Annotated in this window: 13 protein-coding genes; 9 read left to right on the forward strand and 4 right to left on the reverse strand. The window is 57.5% G+C overall.

The annotated features are described in order from the left end of the window. Positions 1–2 precede the first annotated feature (2 nt). Positions 3–1187, forward strand: coding sequence for a L,D-transpeptidase family protein (locus ACL7TT_RS13820; protein ID WP_413396206.1), 1185 nt, complete (start codon positions 3–5; stop codon positions 1185–1187). A gap of 299 nt (positions 1188–1486) precedes the next feature. Beyond that, positions 1487–2020: a DUF882 domain-containing protein gene (locus tag ACL7TT_RS13825; protein ID WP_299939629.1), complete on the forward strand. Its 534-nt coding sequence runs from the start codon at positions 1487–1489 to the stop codon at positions 2018–2020. Between the two features lie 70 nt (positions 2021–2090). Here ACL7TT_RS13825 and ACL7TT_RS13830 read toward each other — a convergent pair whose 3' ends face one another. Both ACL7TT_RS13830 and ACL7TT_RS13835 read right to left on the reverse strand, forming a co-directional pair. Beyond that, positions 2091–3263, reverse strand: a complete 1173-nt coding sequence (locus ACL7TT_RS13830) for an imelysin family protein (RefSeq protein WP_413396209.1) — start codon at positions 3261–3263, stop codon at positions 2091–2093. A 37-nt stretch (positions 3264–3300) separates the two neighbouring features. Then, positions 3301–3957, reverse strand: coding sequence for a histidinol-phosphatase (locus ACL7TT_RS13835; RefSeq protein ID WP_413396211.1), 657 nt, complete (start codon positions 3955–3957; stop codon positions 3301–3303). 168 nt (positions 3958–4125) lie between these two features. Between ACL7TT_RS13835 and ACL7TT_RS13840 the strand changes: the two genes are divergently transcribed. Together ACL7TT_RS13840 and ptsP are read left to right on the forward strand one after the other, a co-directional pair. Beyond that, the gene (locus ACL7TT_RS13840) at positions 4126–4806 is read left to right on the forward strand and encodes an RNA pyrophosphohydrolase (RefSeq protein ID WP_459564497.1); all 681 of its coding nucleotides are present in this window, start codon (positions 4126–4128) and stop codon (positions 4804–4806) included. A gap of 140 nt (positions 4807–4946) precedes the next feature. After that, positions 4947–7214 carry a phosphoenolpyruvate--protein phosphotransferase gene (ptsP, locus tag ACL7TT_RS13845; RefSeq protein WP_413396213.1) on the forward strand — a complete coding sequence of 756 codons (2268 nt, stop codon included), beginning with the start codon at positions 4947–4949 and terminating at the stop codon, positions 7212–7214. A gap of 479 nt (positions 7215–7693) precedes the next feature. Here the strand turns inward: ptsP and ACL7TT_RS13850 are convergent, their stop codons facing one another. After that, complete coding sequence (locus ACL7TT_RS13850; RefSeq protein WP_413396215.1) at positions 7694–10606, reverse strand: TonB-dependent receptor domain-containing protein; 2913 nt, start codon at positions 10604–10606, stop codon at positions 7694–7696. A gap of 557 nt (positions 10607–11163) precedes the next feature. Next, the gene (locus ACL7TT_RS13855; RefSeq protein WP_413396217.1) at positions 11164–13506 is read right to left on the reverse strand and encodes a Tex family protein; all 2343 of its coding nucleotides are present in this window, start codon (positions 13504–13506) and stop codon (positions 11164–11166) included. 291 nt (positions 13507–13797) lie between these two features. On the opposite strand from ACL7TT_RS13855, the gene ACL7TT_RS13860 reads away from it, so the two are divergent. From ACL7TT_RS13860 to ACL7TT_RS13880, 5 genes are all read left to right on the forward strand, one after another. Continuing rightward, positions 13798–15042, forward strand: coding sequence for an efflux RND transporter periplasmic adaptor subunit (locus tag ACL7TT_RS13860; protein ID WP_413396219.1), 1245 nt, complete (start codon positions 13798–13800; stop codon positions 15040–15042). Then, positions 15042–18173 (forward strand): efflux RND transporter permease subunit, encoded by a 3132-nt coding sequence (locus tag ACL7TT_RS13865; RefSeq protein ID WP_413396221.1) that lies wholly within the window; start codon positions 15042–15044, stop codon positions 18171–18173. The genes ACL7TT_RS13860 and ACL7TT_RS13865 overlap by 1 nt, the downstream gene beginning before the upstream one ends. A 204-nt stretch (positions 18174–18377) precedes the next feature. Then, the gene (locus ACL7TT_RS13870) at positions 18378–19124 is read left to right on the forward strand and encodes a 16S rRNA (uracil(1498)-N(3))-methyltransferase (RefSeq protein WP_413396223.1); all 747 of its coding nucleotides are present in this window, start codon (positions 18378–18380) and stop codon (positions 19122–19124) included. Between the two features lie 180 nt (positions 19125–19304). Next, complete coding sequence (locus ACL7TT_RS13875) at positions 19305–19670, forward strand: hypothetical protein (protein ID WP_299939649.1); 366 nt, start codon at positions 19305–19307, stop codon at positions 19668–19670. A 15-nt stretch (positions 19671–19685) separates the two neighbouring features. Then, on the forward strand, positions 19686–20330 hold the full coding sequence (locus tag ACL7TT_RS13880) for an HAD family hydrolase (protein WP_299939652.1): 645 nt from the start codon (positions 19686–19688) through the stop codon (positions 20328–20330). Positions 20331–20338 lie beyond the last annotated feature (8 nt).

Here is a 20338-nt window from a genome sequence, read left to right on the forward strand (position 1 = left end):
TCGTGGCCTGTAACCTGCGCCAACTCGGTCTCGCCGCGCTGCTGTGCGTGATCGCGTCCGCGGCCCCAAGCGGTGGCGCCCTGCTGGCAGCCAGGGTTCAGCAGGCACTCGATCCGGCAACTTCGGGCGAACAGCTGCGCAGAGCGGCCGCCCGCTACCGGGAACTGGTCAAACACTGGCAGCCAATCGCCCGGGGCGGGCCGCTACAGGCCGGCGATAGAAATGCACGGGTGTTGCAGCTGCGCAAGCTGTTGGAACTCTACGGAGACTATCGAGGGCAACCGGGGCCAACCGCCGCACCCGCGGGAGACTCCCTGCGCTTCGACAGGGCCCTTCAGACCGCCCTGGAGCATTTCCAGCGCCGGCACGGACTCGCGCCCAGCGGCGTTGCAGAAGGGGAGACCCTCGCTGCACTGGCTGTCCCTCCCTCGGAGCGGGCCGAACAAATGACCCTGAACGCCGAGCGCTGGGACAGGCTGTCTCTTCCCACCGAGAGCCGCTACGTACTGGTCAATGTGCCCGACTACCGGCTGCGGTTGGTGGAGGACAATCAGGTCGTGCTCGATATGAAAACGGTAGTGGGCAAAAGCAGTACCCGCACACCGGATATGCGCAGCCGTATCACCCATATCATATTCAACCCCACCTGGACGGTACCGCGCAGTATTCTGCTCACACAGCTTCTGCCCAAAGCGCGCCACAACCCCGCTGCCATGCACCGGCGCGGGTATCGGGTTATCCAATACCACAGTGGGGCCACCTCCCCGATTACCACTGAGGGCCTTGCCCGCGCCGCAGGCGGTCACGCCACCCTGCGCCAGGTCAGTGGTCCCGGAAACACACTGGGAAAGGTAAAATTTGTCACGCCCAACAAGCGAGCCATCTTTCTGCACGATACGCAGGCAAAGAGCCTGTTTTCATTGCAGGTGCGCGCGCGCAGCCACGGGTGCGTGCGCCTGCAGCACCCGGAAGAGCTGGCCTACGCATTACTGGCGCCCCAGGGCTGGGACAGGATTGAGATTGCTCAGGCAGCGACCGGAGACCAGGCCCACAACGTGCGCATCAAGCCTGCGCCCCGCCTCTATATCGTTTATATGACCGCCTGGCTGGATCGCGACGGGCGCCCACAATTCCGGCGCGATATCTACCACCGCGACAAGAAAACCAGCCCCCCAGCCGAAGACTAGTTCCGCCCCCCATCCCCGGCGCTCCAGCGCAAGAAAAGAACCAATCAGTCACAAAAAAATGAATTTTTATGCTGTGTTCAAAAATGACAACGCTGTCCTCGCCACCCGCCCGGCGGCATCGGAATAGCTCCAGGGTGGAGCCTGGGCCCTAGTTCAGAAGCAACTATTTACCAACCAAAGCCTTCGAATCTTTTCAAATTAACAGCTTGCGGTTTGTAACATCTGGTTATTTTTTGTACATTTTCCGCTGTACCCGGATGCGCCGACCCACTGGCGCACCCAAACGACGAGGCGGAATTATGAAGAATCCATCCAGACGTCGGTTTCTGGCAGTGACCTGCGCAACGGCGGCGGCGGTCAGCGCCGGGCCAACTTTTGCCAAAGTAGGCAGCTCCCGCACCCTAAAAATGCGCAACTTGCACACCGGGGAGAAGCTGGAGGCCGCCTACTGGAGCAATGGAGACTACAGTAGCAGTGGTCTCAAGCAGTTCAACAAGCTGTTGCGTGACCACCGGGCCAACGAAGTGACCCGAATGGACCCGAAATTGCTGGATATCGTGTATAAATTGAAGGAAAAATTCAATTTTAAAGGCACTGTTGAGATTATCTCCGGATATCGCTCGGCCAAGACCAATGCCAAGCTGCGCGCCGCAGGCCGCGGTGTTGCCAAGCGCAGCTACCATACACGCGGTATGGCCATGGACATCCGTATGCCCGGTGTTTCCCTATCAAAACTACGGCAGGCGGCCCTGAATTTGAAAGCGGGTGGCGTTGGCTACTACCCTAAGAGCAACTTCGTTCACGTGGACACCGGCCCGGTGCGCCGCTGGTAAAGCGCTTTCAGGGATTCCCTCTACCCAATATAAAACCCCGGCCTGTACCGGGGTTTTATATTGTTGCGCCCTACTCTACCGGCAGAACAGCAGGCATAATATTCATTTCGGAAGCGGGGACCTGGGTAGTACCGGCCATCAGGCCCGCCATCTTCTCCAGCAATTTGCGCGCCTTGGCCAGCTGGCCCAATTCCGCTAGTTCAAACGGGTCTTCCATCTCCAATAACAGGGCTTCCAGATCGGCAAAGGTCTGCTCCAGCGCACTCACCTGGTGACGATCCAGCAACAATTCCGCCAGGCCGCCTCCCCCTGTGGGTATCCAGTTGGATTGTAAAGTGGCCATGGCCGCCAACAGCGCCTGCTTGGAGTCCGCTGCAAGGCTACTCTCCACATCGCTCTCGGAGCCCTCGGGAAGGCGCGACAGCAGCAACTCGTCGATTACCTGGGTATGGGCAGCGCGGATCTGTTGCAACCGTGCCACAGGGCCAAGGGCGAGATACCGGCGCGACAGATTATTGGCGCTGCTGGGCCAACTGCGGGCCAGACCACCCATATCTTCTTCAATACCCCGGGCGATCAGGCGGGTCAGTGCGCGGCGCCGATTGGTCGCCAGGGCTTCGGGCTTTTCCCCTCTGGAGTCGGCGGCAAACTGTGCCGCCATACGCTCGCTGGTAGGGCCCCAAAGCATGACCTCCAGCGCGTGGAAACCGATGCTCGCCTCCTCGTGGGCAGTGAGCCGGTGCTGCTTGCGCAGGTTTGCCAGGGTTAACTCAATGGCGGTGTCATTGACTATGCCGCTGTCCGAATAGCCCGGCACCGTATCCAGGTAACCCGCCTGCGCAGGCCAGCTGTCCAGAGCCAGCAGCAGTTCGCGGCCCTGGCTGCGCAAAGCCACCGGTGAAAAGGCCAACTGGATGTAGGGCAGTGTCGCAGCGAACTCCCGGTGGGCATCCAGCCAGGCCAGCCTGGCTTTTTCCAGCCGGTCTTCTCCGGGCTGCTCCAGCAATGCCACCACTGTGCGCTGAAGGGTCTCCGCGTGGCCGCGGGTGTGCACTACCTGTGCCTGGCCCGCCTGCCATATCGCCAGGGAGAGATCCGAGGCCGCCTTTTCACTGACGGGCTGTAGCGCAACCCCACGCACGGCCTTTGGCGGCGCTGCAGATTTTTGTTCACATCCCAACACGGCCCCCAGGCTGGCCAGTAACAGCCCGCAGGCTATTTGCCGTAAGGTATCTCCGTTCACACAATTCCCCGTGTTGCACTTTGCCAGAGTTTGCAGGTTACCGGAGGCTGATTACCGGCCAGCCCCGCGCTTCCGCCTCTGTGCGCAGGCGGGCATCCGGATCCACAGCGACCGGATGCTCTACTTCAGTCAGAAGCGGCAAATCATTGATCGAGTCGCTGTAAAACCACTTCTGTGCACGCGCGTAGACAGTGTTGTGTGCCAGCCACTGGTGCAAGCGCACAACCTTGCCGGCCTGATAACAGGGCTCGCCGACCACGCGCCCGGTAAAGCGCCCCTCCAGCTCCTCCGGCTCTGTGGCCAGTAAGGTATCCACTCCCAGGTGTGCAGCAATCGGCTCCACAACAAAGCGATTGGTCGCTGTAATGATCATGATATGGTGCCCTTTGTGGCGATGTTCCCCGATCAGCGCCTGGGCGCGGGGCAGCCACAGCGCACTGACAACTTCCTGCATAAATTCACTTTGCAGGCTTGCCAACTGTCCGCGGGACAGTTGGGACAGAGGCGCCAGTGCGAACTCCAGATAAGCAGAGATATCCAATTCGCCCCGCTGGTAATCCCGATAGAAACGGTCATTGGCCGTACGGTAGTGCTCGCCGTCCACATGCGAGCGCTGTACCAGAAACTCGCCCCAGGCATGGTCACTGTCTCCGCCGATAAGCGTATTGTCGAGATCAAAAATTGCCAAGTGCACCGCTAATCAGCCCCGTTACCATCGATTCGCAAAGGAAATTCCACCGCCAAAATCCAGCTACTGCCACCTCAGCGTCATACAATTTTACCCTGCATTCGCGCGCATCACACAGACTGCGTCACCGAATTGCTGTAAACCCCCCTCTGTGGAACAATACGGGGCAAGCGAGTGCGGCGCACAGCAGCACGCAACAGTATTGAGGACGGTATTATTTTGGACGACGGCAAGCCGGCTCAAGCCGGGAGAAGAAGCCGCCGTAGGCCCAACAAGCAATCCAATCGCAACAATCCCCCTGCGCTTAACAACAGGAGGCAGAGGCAGGGTGGCGAAGACAGCAGTAATATAGATGCAGAGGGCTTTCGCCCCAACGTCGGTATCATTATGCTGAATGCCCACGGCCAGGCGCTGTGGGCCAGACGGGTCGGTGGCAAGGACGCTTGGCAGTTCCCCCAGGGCGGCATTAATCCAGGCGAAACCCCGGAACAGGCACTATACAGGGAGCTTTACGAAGAAATCGGTCTCACCCGCGATCAGGTCAGTCTGATCGCCTGTACGCGCGGCTGGCTGCGCTATCGCCTGCCACAGCGGATGATCCGCCGGCGTGCCGAACCCCTGTGTATCGGCCAGAAGCAGAAATGGTTTTTATTAAAACTGGAGGCGGCGGAGACCCACATCAGTTTTGAAAACGGCTATAAGCCCGAATTCGATCACTGGCGCTGGGTGAGCTATTGGCACCCGCTCAGCAGGGTAGTGACCTTCAAGCGCGAGGTGTATCGGCGCGCGCTGACCGAACTGGCCCCACAGCAGATACAGCTGGAGAGGCGCTGGCTGCGCAAACAGGACGAATAGCGCGCCCCTTTCGCCAGTGATGAGCCCGGTGTCCAAAGGGACTGCCGGGTTCTTCCCTGTGTCTGAACACCAAAGGCCCGAGCGGAGCACCCACCGGTTCCGGGCCTGAACTTTCTCCGTTGATTGGCGAGGACAGGCCATTGCTCGGATCTCTGCGCAGTATCGTACAGGAAGTCAACACCGCCAGGGACCTCCCTGCGGTGCTCAACATTATTGTGCAACGTGTGCGTGAGGTGATGCACACCCGGGTCTGCTCTGTTTACCTTCGCGACAAGCAGTCCGGAAACTATGTGCTGATGGCCACCGACGGCCTCCACTCCAATGCTGTCGGTCAGGTACACCTGGCGCCGGGCGAAGGGCTGGTGGGCAGTGTGGTAGCCCGCGAGGAACCCATCAATCTGGATATGGCCAAGTCCCATCCCGCCTTCCAGTATTTCCCCGCGACCGGGGAGGAGCGTTTCTGCGCTTTTCTCGGCGCACCGATTATCCACCACCGCACCGTACTCGGGGTTCTTGTCGTTCAACAGGAGCAACAGCGTCGCTTCGATGAGGGCGAAGAGGCGTTTCTGGTGACCCTCTCGGCCCAGCTCGCCGGTGTGATTGCCCATGCGGAAGCCACCGGGATACTGGCGAGCATGGGTAAGCAGAAGCGCGAAACCCACTTTCGCGGCATTGCCGCATCCCCCGGAGTTGCGATTGGCCATGTGCGCATCGTCACGCCCCAGGCCAACCTGGCCACGGTGCCCTATTGCCTGTGCCTGGATGTAGATTCTGAATTGGCCCTGTTCCAGCAGGCCCTCTCCGCCGCCAGGGAGGAAATCCACCAGGCGGGGGAGCGCCTCAAGAGCGAACTCAGCCGCGAAGAGTCCGCACTTTTCGATGCCTACATCAGCATACTGGACGACAACACCCTCGCCACCGAAGTCTGCGATCGCATCCGGCAACAGCAATTGTGTGCCCCGAGGGCCTGGGCTGAGGTTATGTTGGAGCATGTACGGCGCTTTGAAACCATGTCCGACTCTTATTTTCGCGATAGAGCCGCCGATGTGCGCGACCTCGGCGTGCGGGTGCTGACTCACCTGCATCAACAACAGCAGAGCGAACGCGACTACCCGGAAAACACCATTCTGGTGGGCGAAGAACTCACCGCCGCGGTATTGGCCGAAGTTCCCCGGCAAAAACTGATCGGCGTTGTTTCTGTAAAGGGCTCCGCCAACAGCCATGTGGCAATCATCGCGCGGGCGATGGGGCTGCCTGCGGTTATGGGCGTGCAGGACCTGCCCTACGAGACCATTGATGGCATATCCGTGGTTGTGGACGGCTATCGCGGGGCACTGCATATCCACCCGGGCGAAGAGCTCAAACGCCGTTACAAAGCCATTGTGGCCGAAGAGCAGGAGCTCGCCCGCAATCTGGACTATACAGCCAGTCTGCCTGCCGAAACCACTGATGGCCACCGGGTGTGCCTGTTGGTCAACACCGGGCTGATGGCCGATGTCGTGCGCTCCAGGGAACGTGGTGCCGAGGGTGTCGGCCTGTTCCGCACCGAAGTGCCCTTTTTGCTGCGCGACCGCTTCCCCTCGGAGGAGGAGCAGCGGGAGATTTACCGGGAACAGTTGGAAAGCTTCGCCCCCCTGCCGGTTACCATGCGCACCCTGGATATTGGCGGTGACAAATCCCTGGCCTACTTTCCTATAGAAGAGACCAACCCCTTCCTCGGGTGGCGCGGCATCCGCGTTACCCTGGACCACCCGGAAATATTCCTGGCACAGGTCCGCGCCATGATGAAAGCCAGCCTGGGGCTCGATAACCTGCGCATTATGCTGCCGATGATCAGCGGACTCGGCGAGCTGGAAGCCGCGCGCAAACTGATAGAAAGAGCCTATCGGGAGCTTTTGGAAGAGGGCTACGATATCAACATGCCCCCTCTGGGCGTTATGGTGGAGGTACCCTCTGCGGTCTACCAGGTGCGCGAACTGGCCGAGCATGCAGATTTTATCTCGGTGGGCAGCAATGACCTCACCCAGTATCTGCTGGCGGTAGACCGCAGCAATAGCCGCGTGGCCAATATTTACCACGCCTTGCACCCCGCTGTGTTGCGGGCCCTGCAGGAAATCGTTACTGCAGCGCACGCTGCGGGCAGCAAGGTGGGCATCTGCGGTGAGCTGGCCGGAGAACCCGGCGGCGCCCTGCTGCTGGTGGCCATGGGCTACGATATGCTGTCGATGAACGCCACCAACCTGCCGCGTGTCAAAGCCACATTGCGGGCAGTGCGACAGGCGGATATGGAACGGCTGTTACAGCAGGTCATCTGTATGGATTGCGCCGAGAAAATCGAAACCACCGTGAATGCCTATTTGTTGAGTCTCGGCCTGAAGGGGATTTTGCATCCACCCGGTATACAGTAACAGCTAAAGTATTCAGGGCAAAAGACATTTGCAACCGGCAAAGAAATATTACTGTATCTAGTGTTTGAGAATTTGAAAGAAAGTGGCATATCTGGCTGATTTGTTGTCGCCAAGCAATCACCATAGAGTATGCCATTTGGGAAAAGAATACCTTTGTTGTGTTTTCAAGGTGACAAAGCTACTAAGCCGAAGTACATGCGGAATACTCCAACAAGCCGTGGATGACGTCTACGACTCAAAAGATAAATTTGTTGCTGGCACGGTGGTGATGCATAGAATTAAGATTCCTACAATCCAGATTCATATTTTTATTTTTATTTTTATTTTTATTTTTTGATCAGGAAAAAAATTCGACATTCTTGAAAACCTTAAAAGCATTGAATTTGAGCATATAAAAAATCCCGGTGTTTACCGGGATTTTTTGTGTGATTTCCTCTGTACTTTTTTCAATGTGGCGAGGAATGTATCTAGTTTCTCACTTAGAAGGTGTAATTCGCTCCTACATAAAAGGATCTGCCATAGACATCGTAAATAGCAGACCCACCACCCGCGCCTGACAAATTAGCAGGCGGTTCCTGATCTCCTATATTATTGATGCCGCCATAGACTTCGAGATCATCATTGAACACATAGGCAGCGCGCAAATTATCGTAATTTACCGAACCGGTATTGCTGATTGCAACACTTTCCGGAGGCCTATTTCCAAGGTCGTACAGCGCCATGTCGCCTACATACCGATGACGCCAGTTCAACGACAGGTTACCGTAGTCATAGGTTACGTCGGTGTTAAAGCTGTTAGTGGGGTCACCCAGCTCACGGTCTATGCGATCACCTTCATCGGGCTCGTCTTGAAAGGAGTAATCGATACGCTCCTTCAAATGGCTGCCGGTCACAGCAAGAGTCAAACTGCCCAGATCAGAAGTGTTGAATAGATCAGCCAGTGCAAACTGGTAGCGTACCTCATAATCGATACCCCGAGCAGTCAGGGCAGCGGCGTTTAAAGCAGAGCTAATTAAGGCACCTTCGGCTATGTCTCCATTTGGTAAGCGCCCGATGTTCCCGCAGAAGACGTTGTTGATGGAGGCTGCGTCAACACACTTATCGAGGATTGTTTGGGCCCCGTAAGCACTAATCGCATCCTCGATTTCGATATCCCAGTAGTCCACTATGACGGTCAAACCATCGGCAAAACTCGGGGTGAAAACTAAACCAAAACTCGTTGTTTTAGCAGTTTCTACGCCTAGATCGGGATTTCCACCGCTCAAGTAGCCAAGTGTTGCGCCTTCATTCCAGGGTGACTGGTAATCTGGGCTCAGGCCGAGGGCAGCGCAATTGGCACTGCGTTGGGCTACGTCCGGTGCATTTTTGAGCTCGTCAGCATCACAAGGATCATCAACGAAGGCGAAATTCTCGGTTAGGGGGCCAAACAACTCATCGATATTTGGTGCGCGAACCGCTTCAGACGTAGTGGCACGGAATCGAAGGCTATCAACGATTACCCAACTGAAGCCCACATTCCAGGCATTAGTGTCGCCAACAGTAGAGTAGTCGGAAATACGATATGCGGCATCGAGTGTCAGGAGCTCGATTCCGGGCAGGCCACCCACTAACGGCGCAGACATTTCAACGTAAGCTTCGCTGACATCGTACTCGCCTGTGGTTCTTTGCAGAGCGTTCATAAAGGTTAAATCAGCTTTGATGACTTCGCTGTAGTCGACCTCGCTGGTTTCTTCACGGTACTCAAGGCCGCCGACAACAGACAGAGGACCCGCGGGTAACTGGAAAATCTCGCCGCCGATAAATCCAGAAACCACAAATTGGGTCATTTCTTCTTCTGCGCCGGTATTTTGTAGACTAACGTAGTCTATCGCTTCCTGAGAAGCGCGACCCGAGCCAAACAGATTTAAGGGCACACAGCCGTTGGCGCGGGCATCAGCATCGGCACACACAATTTCGCCATTCAACTCAATGGCATCGAGGGCCTGGGCATAACGGTCATTATGGCGGTTGTTGAGAAAGGTGGTATCGCCATTGTATTGGCCGTAGACCAGGCTTGCCTCATATTCCCAATTGCCGCCGATATCGCCTTTCAGGCCCAGGACATAACGCTGGGTGCTGCGCTCGGTCACATCAGTACGAAAGCCTAGATCGTTATGGATCCGATATGCACCAGGAGTCAGACCCTGATCTACAAACTCTTGCAATTTCTCTGCAGCTGCAGGGTCAAGAAAGGGGTTGTTGGGATCAATAAGGTCCCGGCTGAAACTGGCAGTGCTCAGGCTTTCCGCTTCGCGATTCACATATTTGGCTTCCGCAAACAGTCGCATGGAGTCGGAAACATCAAAATGACCGGTCACAAACAGATTGGTGTTTTCTGTAGGCAAAGCCAACTGGCTTGTTTCGAGGCCGGTATAGCCGTCACCTCCGATACAACGGTTTCGTACATCGCAGTCGCCAGAGATAGTGGGACGCAAGCTGCCATCAGGGTTAAAAATGTAATCTAGTTGTTGGAGCCTCCCGTCAGAATCAAGCCCAAAAAGTATCCCAGTATCACTGAGTACGGGGAAAACGCTGTTTTCAATCGGGATAAAATCAGGGATACCATCGTGCGGACCGGTATCATTCGGGTTGACCTGAGTGCCGTAGTTTTTACGGATCCACCCACGTTGCAGGCCCCTGAGCTCACCTGTTTTAGTGTATCCGATGTTACCAGCAATGTTAGCGCGACCGTCAAAGAAGTTTTTACCCAGTGTTAGCGTCAGCTCAGTACTTTCGCCGCCCCCGTGTTGGGTATCACTGGTGAAAGCGCTGATCTTCCCACCTTCAAAATCGTCCTTCATGATGAAGTTGATTACGCCACTTACCGCATCGGCACCATACAGTGCAGAGGCACCAGCGGTAACGACGTCTACCCGCTCAACCAGGTCTTCCGGGATGGTGTTTATGTCTACAGAGCTGGTACCGATAGACGAGGCGATATGGCGGCGACCATCTTGGAGCACCAGAGTCCTCTCTGTGCCAAGACCTCGCAGGTCGAGTATGTTTAGGCCAGCGGTGCCGATAAAACGGCCGGAATTGTTACTGGAGAAGGTAGAGCGTAACTGGGGCAGCTTGTTGAGGAAATCACCCAGATTTACCTCGCCGCTCCGGCTAAGGTCCTCAGCAGTCAACGAGGTTACCGGAGCTGTAGTAACCGCATTCGGGCGCGAGATACGCGAGCCGGTTACAACTACTTCTTCCACTTCAACGTCATAACTGTTAGCTTCAGAAGCAGTCTCCTGTGATACAACCTCTGCTTCTTCTAGTTCCTGAGCGAAACCCTGAAAGGACACCAGAGAAAATGTCCCCGCCACTGCAAGACTAAGAATACTCTTTTTGAATTTGTGCTCCATCTAACCCTCCCAAGGATTTTTATATATGTATTAAATATTCCTACGTGACTTCTTTACTTTATGAGTCATTTATTTTTGCAGGATTTTGTCGATAATAACGTCAACGAATATTTGTATCGAGCTCTGTAGTAAAAAACAAGGAAAATAAAACCATTTGTCACAAAAAAATAGCATTAAAATGATAAATGTTTCTTATAACTGCGCTATTTAGTTAAATGTATCTTATTTTTGAAAAATATTACAAATATCATAAGTCCAAAAGACCTGAGCTAACTTTAGGGGGCCCTCTAGGGGGCAGTATTATTCGTATCAGCTTCCAATAACAAGGGGATTCAGTAGTCACTAAGGGCTGCCAAGCAGGCCGGGGTACTCACTCCCCAGCTGCGCCAAGCTATTTTTTAATGGATCAGAAATTCGACAATAGGGAATAAAAGCCTACAAAAATATAAATTAAAGACAAAATAGGCTAGTATTTTGGTTTTTAATGGTAGTTTTTGGTGATATCTAGGCAGGTAAAAAGGGCGCTCACCGACCGCCCTGTTCAATGTTTGTAAATCCTATTTCTTGCTTTTCATCGCCGCCATCAACACATCACCCATACTGCCCCGAGCACCCTGTTGCTGGCGGTTGCCTTGTTGCCTGTTGTAGCGCTGGGCCTGGCGGTTCTCGTGCTGATCGCCCCTTTGGACAGTGCCGCCATCCTGCGCGCCGGGCTCGTCCGAGAGACGCATGGAGAGGCCGATGCGTTTACGCGCTGTGTCCACTTCCATCACTTTGACTTTGACGATATCGCCGGCTTTGACCACTTCGCGCGGGTCCTTGACGAACTTCTCCGACAGTGCGGAGATATGCGCGAGACCGTCCTGGTGTACGCCGATATCCACAAAGGCACCGAAATTGGTGACATTGGTGACGGTGCCCTCAAGCACCATACCAACGCGCAGATCCTGGATGCCCTCCACACCCTCTTCAAAGCGTGCGGTACGAAACTGCGGGCGCGGGTCGCGACCGGGCTTTTCCAGTTCAGCAATGATATCGGTCACTGTGGGAACACCGAATTGCTCATCGGTGTAGTCGGCGGGGTTGAGCCGGCGCAGAAAGGCGGCGTCCCCGATCAGGGCGTTGATTTCGCGGTTGTTCTTCTCGGCGATACGCCTGACTACCAGGTAGGCTTCCGGGTGTACACCCGACCTGTCCAACGGGTTCTCGCCATTGCCGATGCGCAGGAAGCCGGCGGCCTGCTCGAAGGCCTTGGGCCCCAGGCGCGACACTTTCAGCAGCTGCTGGCGGTTTGTAAAGGCACCATGCTGGTCGCGAAAGCTGACAATATTGCCAGCGATGGTGGCGGTGAGTCCGGAAACCCTGGCCAAGAGCGGGGCAGAGGCGGAGTTCAGCTCGGCACCAACGCCATTGACACAGTCTTCCACCACCGCATCCAAAGAACGCGCCAGTTGAACCTGGGAGACGTCGTGCTGGTACTGCCCGACGCCGATAGATTTTGGTTCAATTTTCACCAGTTCGGCCAACGGGTCCTGCAGGCGGCGGGCGATGGAAATGGCACCGCGGATGGTGACATCCAGATCGGGAAATTCCCGCGCGGCAGATGCAGAGGCCGAGTATACGGAGGCGCCGGCCTCGTTCACCATCACTTTCTGGGCGCTAAGCTTGTATTGTTTGATGGTCTCGCCGACAAACTTGTCGGTCTCACGGCTGGCGGTGCCGTTGCCGATGGCAATCAGGCCCACGCGGTATTTACCGCACAAAGCGGCGATAATCGCAGCAGATTCCTGTAGGCGGTTCTGGGGCGGGGTTGGGAATATGGCGGTGTGATCCAGCAGCTTGCCGGTGGCATCCACCACGGCGACCTTGACCCCTGTGCGCAGGCCCGGGTCCAGGCCGATGGTGGCTTTCTGTCCGGCGGGCGCCGCCAGCAGCAGATCCTTGAGGTTGTGGGAGAAGACCCGGATGGCCTCTTCCTCGGCCTTTTCGCGCAGAGATCCGAGCAGATCGGTTTCCAGCGCCGTGCCTAGCTTGATACGCCAGGTCCAGCGTACCACTTCGCCGAGCCAACGGTCCGCGGGGCGGCCCTGATCGCAGATATCGACATGTTTGGAGACCATGACCTCGCAGGGATGGCCAGCGGCGGCAGGTGCCTCCGCTTCCTCCGGCAGGCCCACACTGACCGCCAGAATGCCCGCATTGCGGCCGCGGAAAATGGCCAGGGCGCGGTGGGACGGCACTTGGGACCAGTCCTCGGCGTAGTTGAAATAGTCGCGGAATTTAGCGCCTTCTTCCTCTTTGCCTTCCAGCAGTTTGGATCTGACCTGGCCATCCCGCTTAAGGAAATCCCGCAGACGCCCAAGAAGCTCCGCGTCCTCGGCGAAGCGCTCCATCAGGATAAACTTGGCCCCGTCAAGGGCGGCCTTGCTGTCTTTTACCTGCAGAGAGGCATCTTCGTGATCGGGGTTAAGGTACTGCTGGGCTTCTGCGGCGGGGTCGAGGCCGGGATCCTTGATCAGGGCATCGGCCAGGGGCTCAAGGCCCGCCTCAATGGCGATTTGCCCTTTGGTGCGTCGCTTGGGCTTATAGGGGAGATAGAGGTCTTCGAGGCGGTTCTTGGTCTCGGCGTCGTTGATCTGCCGGGTCAGTTCCTGGGTGAGTTTGCCCTGCTCATCAATACTTTTCAGGATGGCCCCGCGGCGCTCCTCCAGCTCCCGCAGGTAACGCAGGCGATCTTCCAGGGTGCGCAACTGGGTATCATCCAGGGCGCCCGTTACCTCCTTCCGGTAACGGGCGATAAATGGCACGGTAGCGCCTTCATCCAGCATGGAGACTGCGGAGGTGACCTGTTGCGGGCGCACATTGAGTTCTTCGGCGATGCGAACGTTGATATCCAGCATGTGATGTGTACATCCGTTTTGCGAGAGGGCTCATACCTCTGGGAGCGACATTCAGGCGGGTCGCGGGCCATCTGTTTTCATGGCTGTGACCGCCCACTGCCCCGCCTGTATCAGGGTAAATTGGGTGGGCATTATGCGCCAGGCGAGCACGGCGAGGAAGGTTTGCGACAGGGCACCCGGGTGTGCGGCGACCTGCAGCGAAACCCCCTCGTATTTGCATCAAACTCCAGTAAAATGCTCGCTAATCAAAATTTAACCAACTTCCATCATGAAATGGGGTAGAGGGAGCCGGTGAAAGTATCAAACAAGAACAAGCTGTTAATGATTGTTGTAGCCGTTGGGGCGATTGCCATTGCTGCAACGGTGCTCCTGAAGCCAAAACCGCAGGAAAAGCCCGCAGAGGCGGTGGTGCCACCGGTGGCGGATATCCTCTATATAGCACCCGGCCCCCAGACCCTGCTGGTGCCCAGCCAGGGTAGCGTACATGCCCGCCATGAGATTGAGGTGGTGGCGCGTGTCGGCGGTGTGATTGAAAGTGTGAATGCAGCCTTCGTACCCGGTGGCTTTTTCTCGACAGGGGAGGCCCTGCTGCAGCTTGAGCAGGCGGACTATGTGCACAATGTCACCCGCGCCGAATCCCAACTGGCCAATGCCAACTCCGCATTCGCCCAGGAGCAGGGTCGCGCAAAGCAGGCCAAGCGCGAGTGGCGTGACCTGGGCAGCGAGACCGCCAATGCCCTGTTCCTGCGCAAACCCCACCTGGCCGCAGCGGAAGCCGCCGTGGCGGCAGCGCGGGCGGATCGCGATCAGGCCAAGCTGGACCTGGCGCGTACCACCATCACAGCCCCCTTCGCCGGTCGCGTGGTAGAAACCTATGTCGACCTGGGCCAATATATCGCTCCGGGCACCAGGCTGGCAAAGATTCACAGCACCGGTATCGCCGAAGTACGCCTGCCCCTGACGGATCAGCAGCTGGCACTGCTGAATCTGCCCCTGGGGCAATCTCTCAAAAACAGCCCTGCCGTACGACTAAGGGCTGTCGTGGCCGGGCGCGAGCACGAGTGGCGCGCACAGTTGGTGCGCACCGAGGCCAGCATCGATCCCAACAGCCGCTTTATTTACGCGGTGGCACAGGTACAAAATCCCTACCAGGGCGCGGCACCGCTGATGAACGGCCTCTTTGTGGAGGCGGATATTGCCGGCAGAACCTTCGAGGACGTGGTGATACTGCCGCGCCAGGCCCTGCATGAGGGAAACCACCTGCTGGTTTTGAATAAAGAGAACCAACTGATTTTCAAAGAGGTAGAGCTGCTGCAGAGCGTTGCGGACAAGGTGTGGCTGCGCGGCGATATCGCCATTGGCGATCGCGTGATTGTCTCCAGCCTGGGCTATTCCCGCGAAGGGATGGTCCTCACGCCCAATCCGTTAAACGCAAAACCCACGCACCTGACCAACAGCGTTGATGCTAAGGCTGAGTCCCCGGCCACAGCGGTGACCGGGACCGCCACAGACAATACCTACCCCGGGGGTCGCTGATGAACGGTATCATTTCCTGGTTTGTACGCAACAGCAAGGCCGCCAACCTGCTGATGATCATGATTATTATCGGTGGCTTTTTCGGCATCAGCGGTATAGACCGGGAGGTATTCCCGGCGATTCAACCGGGCATCGTCGCGGTAGAGATTTCCTACCCCGGCGCCGGCCCGGCAGAAGTCGAGCAGCAGGTGACGGTGCGTGTGGAAGAGGCCATCTCCGAGGTCAAGGGGATCAAAGAGGTCAATTCCGCCTCCCGCCGCAGCCACTCCTCGGTGGACATCCAGGCAGTGGATGGCTACGACCAACTGCGCCTGTTGAACGATATCAAGGCCCAGGTGGACAGTATCAACACCTTTCCCGAGGGGATCGAGCGCCCGGTTATCCACCTGCAGGAGTGGGATACCCAGTTGATGATGATCGCCGTGGGTGGGCCTGTCTCCGAGCACCAGCTCAAGGAGACTGCGCTGGATTTGCGCGACAAGCTGATGCTGATTCCCGGCGTGCGCCGGGTGGATATCTGGGGCGATCGCTCGGATGAGCTGTCGATCGAGGTCTCCGAACTGGACTTGCGCCGCTATAACCTGAGTTTTAACGATGTCGCCAGCGCTGTGCGGCGCTCCTCCCTGGACCTGCCCGCAGGCATGGTGCGTTCGGATCGTGGGGATATCCAGGTGCAGACCCGCGGCCAGGCCTATACCGCCGAGGACTTCGAGCGTATCCCGGTTGTCAGCCGCGCCGACGGCTCTGTACTGCTGCTGCGGGATGTGGCCACCGTGCGCGACGGCTTCGAAGAGTACAACAACGTCATCCGCTTTAATGGCAATCCGGCCATGAACCTGCGCGTGAGCCAGGGCGAGCCCCTGGACGTGGTGGGTACCGCGGACCGTATCAAGGCATTTATGGCGGAAAACCGCGCGCAGCTGCCGCCGGGCATGGAGTTCGATATCTGGTTCGACTTCTCCAAGTCTTTTGAGGGCCGGATGAACCTGCTCACCAAGAATGCGCTGAGTGGCTTCGCCCTGGTTTTCATTCTGCTGATGCTGTTCCTGCGCCCGGCGCTTGCCCTGTGGGTCACCGTGGGGATTGTGGTGGCCTTCCTCGGCGCCCTCGCATTGCTGCCGGTCACCGGCGTCAGCCTGAATATGCTCTCGCTGTTCGCTTTCCTACTGATTCTGGGGATTGTGGTGGACGATGCGATTATTGTGGGGGAAGCGGTGCATGCCGCCCACGATCGTGGGGTTACCGGCCTGGCGGCTGCGGAGGCGGGGGTAAAACAGGTCTCTGCACCGGTGATCTTTGCCGTGACTTCCACCATGGTGTTCTTTATCCCCATGCTGTTTCTACCCGGTTACACCGCGCAGATGATGCTGTCTTTACCCGTGGTGGTGCTGCTGTGTCTGGCTTTCTCCCTGGTGGAATCGCTGCTGATCCTGCCGGCGCATCTGGTGGGCATGAAACCGGAAAAGCCCGCCAGGTCCACACTGGGTATCAAGCTGCAGACGTTGCGCGGGCACTTTGCCGGGGCGATGAAAACCGCCGGGGACCGTTACTACCTGCCGCTGCTGAAAAAATCCCTCGGTAACAGCCGCACCACTGTTATGGGCTTCCTGCTGGCCCTGGGACTCTCGATTACGGTATTTTTGAGTGGCTATGTGGGCTCTTCCTTCGCCCCCCAGGTACCTTCTGACCTCTTGGAGCTGCAGGCCACCATGGCCTCCGGTGAGCCCTTTCGCGAATCCGAACGGGTGATGGAACAGATACTCGCGGCGGCGGACAAGCTCGCGGTGGACGAGGAGATGCTGGCACTGAACCAGGGCCAGCCCTTCCTGGAAAATTCACTGGTGTTCAATTGGCGCGGTAACATCTACGTCATACTGCAACTGGTGGATGGCGAACTGCGCGATGTCACTTCCAAGACCCTGGCGCTGCGCTGGCGCACACTGATCGGCGAGCTTCCCGCCAGTGTCGAGGACCTGAATATCGACTCCACCATCAATGATGGCGGCAATGGCATGAGCCTGAACCTGAGCACCGCCTCGGGGGATATGGATGAACTGCGCGCCGCCGCGGACGCAGTACAAGAGAAGCTGAATACTTACACCGGTATTTACGATGTGCGCGACAACCTCACCAGCGCCCGCCGCGATATCGAAATCCAGTTGAAGCCCTATGCCACCACCCTGGGAGTCAACCTCGCCGATGTCGCCAGGCAGGTGCGCCAGGGCTTCTACGGCGAGGAGGTGCAACGTATTCCCAGGGGCCGCGAAGATGTGCGGGTGATGGTGCGCTATCCCCAAGACGAACGCGCCAGCGAAGAGCAGATGGATCGCATCCGCATTCGCACCAATGCGGGCGAGGTGCCCTTTTCGGCGGTGGCCGAAGCGGTCTATGTCCCCGGTTATACCACTATCCGCCGCAATAACCGCGAGCGCACCGTGCGCGTCTCCGCACAAATCACGCCAAACACCTCTTCTACGCAGGAAATCCTCAAGGATATGCGCGAAAGTCTGGTGCCAGAACTGGAGCGCCGGTTCCCCGGTTTCTCCCTGAGAACCGCTGGAGAGATGCAGGAAGAAGAGGAGTTCAACGGGGCTATCCTGGCTTTCTTTGTGCTGTCCTTGTTCGCCATTTACGCACTGCTGGCGATTGCCTTCCGCTCCTACTCGCAGCCGCTGCTGATCCTCACCGCGGTGCCTTTCGGCTTCTTCGGCGCGGTGGTGGGGCACCTGCTGATGGGGCACGATATCAGTATTATGTCCATGCTCGGCTTTCTCGCCGCTGCGGGCGTTGTGGTGAACGACAACCTGGTACTGATGGATCGTATCAACCAACTGCGCGCCCAGGGGTGGGCGGTGATGGACGCGGTGATCCAATCGGGGCGCGACCGCTTCCGCCCAATTATCCTGACTTCCATTACCACGTTTATCGGGCTGGTACCGATTATGTTCGAGCGCTCCATCCAGGCGCAGTTCCTGATCCCGATGGTGATCAGCCTCGCCTTTGGCGTGCTGTTCGCCACCGCCGTCACCCTGATTCTGGTACCGAACCTGTACAAGGTGATCGAGGTGATCCGGCCCAAGCGCAGACGTGTAGAAGGGCCCGATGCACCGGTCTCCCTGGAGACGGTTTGATCAGAATCCAACCCGACAGCCAAATGGGTCCCCCGTGTCCCATTTGACTGCCAACCGGAAAATATGCACGCTTGCGCAGGGCTGCTTGTATCATGCGCGAGGGCTTAAGCGGTCATTGCGCCGTTTGAGCAGTCTTGCCTAAAATATCCACCCAAGCCGGCGCCCTGTCGGCTTTTTGTGCCGTTTTCACAGGATTCCCCCTCTATGCGCATCCCGCGTATCTTCTCCGGGCAACCACTCTCTGAACTCCGGGACATTGAACTGGACGAAGCCGCCTCGCGGCACCTGGTGAAAGTCTTGCGCCTGGGCAGCGGCCATCCACTCACGCTGTTTGACGGTCACGGCGGAGAGTACAGTGCCAGGCTGACGACAACAGGCAAACGTGCGCGGGTGCGCATTGAGACGTTTCTGGCGGAAAACCGTCAGTCCCCCCTGGCGCTGTCGCTGGCCATTGGCATTTCCCGCGGGGAGCGCTTCGACTGGGTGGTGCAAAAGGCTACCGAACTGGGAGCCACTGTACTCCAGCCACTGCTGACCGAACGCTGCGAGGTGAAGCTAAGCGGCGAGCGCCTGAAGAAAAAACGCACCCACTGGCGCCGGATTGCCATCAGCGCCTGCGAGCAGTGCGGGCGGAATTTGCTGCCCGAGATTGCCGAACCGGTGAAACTGGCGCACTATCTGCAGAACCTCACGCAAAAGACCGCCCCGGCAGCCAAACTGGTGTTGCATCACCGCACCCGGTTGGATCTGCACCAGTGGCAGGCCGAACACGGAAAGCCCGATTCCGCCCTGTTGCTGGTGGGTCCCGAGGGCGGCCTGTCACAGGTGGAAATCGACACTGCGCTGGCCCGTGACTTTATCCCGCTGCGCCTTGGACCGCGGGTTATGCGCACAGAGACCGCCCCCATTGCTGCACTCTCCGTCTTGCAGTTCCAGTGGGGCGATCTGTAGGCAGCGGTTTTTTACCCGGTGATCGGGCCGGCCTCCCCTGGCGACCGGATCATCGCCCATGGGATACTGGTACATTGCGCAGCGTGTCTTGTATTTTAACGGCCTGCGCCCCATACAGCCGACAGTATGGGGTAAATATCCGCGAAAATTGATACCGGTGTACGACAAGGAAGGAAAATCATGATCAAAGCGATTGTGTGGCTTATGGGCATCGCCATCATCACACTGTCTGTTGCGATTATTGCGCGGCCACATTTGGCGCGCAATCTCAGTGAGCGACTGAATAAAACCGGATACGCCTTTTCCGCCTGGGCGCGGATTTTAGTGGGCCTGGTCTTGCTACTTATTGCCGATACGCGACACTGGTATATCCTGTTCAATGCACTCGGCGTACTGGTGTTGCTAAGTGGCGCCTATATGCTGCAAATCGGTTTCGAACGCGGCAAGGCGCTGGCGATTAAACTCTCCCGCGGCAATGAAAATTTCCTGCGCATCAGCGGTATTATCGGCGTGGTACTCGGCCTGATGCTGCTCTCTGCACGCTAATGCCTATTGGATATTATGCCCTCCACAAATTTGATCATTTTCGATTGCGACGGTGTGCTGGTAGACAGCGAGCGTATCGTCTGTCGCATACTGGCTGAAGAGATGAACAAGCTGGGTATGCCGGCCAGCGCAGAAGAGCTCGATGAACAGTTCAGCGGCCGCCCCGCCGGGGACTGCCTGCTGGAAATCGAAAAGCGCTATGGCGGACCCTTGCCGGATCACTATTTCGGTAATACCGAACGACGTATTCGCGAGGCCTTTCACGCAGAATTGCAGCCTGTGGCCGGAATAGAGGGCCTGCTCGAACAGCTTGTGCAGATGGGATTACCGAGCTGCGTGGCCTCTTCCGGTTCCCACCAGAAAATGCAGCTGACCCTGCGCAAGACCGGGCTCTACGAGTACTTCGACGGCAGGATTTTCAGTGCCGAGGATGTGTCCCGCGGCAAACCCTGGCCCGAGCTGTTCCTCTACGCAGCAGACACCATGGGAACTGCACCCGAACACTGTCTGGTAGTGGAGGACTCCATTGCCGGTGTACGGGCGGCCACCGCGGCGGGGATGCGGGTGGTTGGCTTCGCCCAACCGGCACGCGCGCCCCTATTGGAACAGGCTGGCGCGCAAGTGATCAACAATATGATGGCGGTGCTGGATTTTCTTTAATCCCCCGT

Source organism: Microbulbifer jejuensis, from assembly GCF_047289955.1.
Classification (GTDB): domain Bacteria; phylum Pseudomonadota; class Gammaproteobacteria; order Pseudomonadales; family Cellvibrionaceae; genus Microbulbifer.

Excerpts from the sequence above, each read along its gene's own strand:
- ACL7TT_RS13825 (WP_299939629.1), top strand. The coding sequence starts at position 1,487 with ATGAAGAATCCATCCAGACGTCGGTTTCTGGCAGTGACCTGCGCAACG.
- ACL7TT_RS13850 (WP_413396215.1), bottom strand. The coding sequence starts at position 10,606 with ATGGAGCACAAATTCAAAAAGAGTATTCTTAGTCTTGCAGTGGCGGGG.
- ACL7TT_RS13855 (WP_413396217.1), bottom strand. The coding sequence starts at position 13,506 with ATGCTGGATATCAACGTTCGCATCGCCGAAGAACTCAATGTGCGCCCG.
- ACL7TT_RS13865 (WP_413396221.1), top strand. The coding sequence starts at position 15,042 with ATGAACGGTATCATTTCCTGGTTTGTACGCAACAGCAAGGCCGCCAAC.
- ACL7TT_RS13870 (WP_413396223.1), top strand. The coding sequence starts at position 18,378 with ATGCGCATCCCGCGTATCTTCTCCGGGCAACCACTCTCTGAACTCCGG.
- ACL7TT_RS13875 (WP_299939649.1), top strand. The coding sequence starts at position 19,305 with ATGATCAAAGCGATTGTGTGGCTTATGGGCATCGCCATCATCACACTG.
- ACL7TT_RS13880 (WP_299939652.1), top strand. The coding sequence starts at position 19,686 with ATGCCCTCCACAAATTTGATCATTTTCGATTGCGACGGTGTGCTGGTA.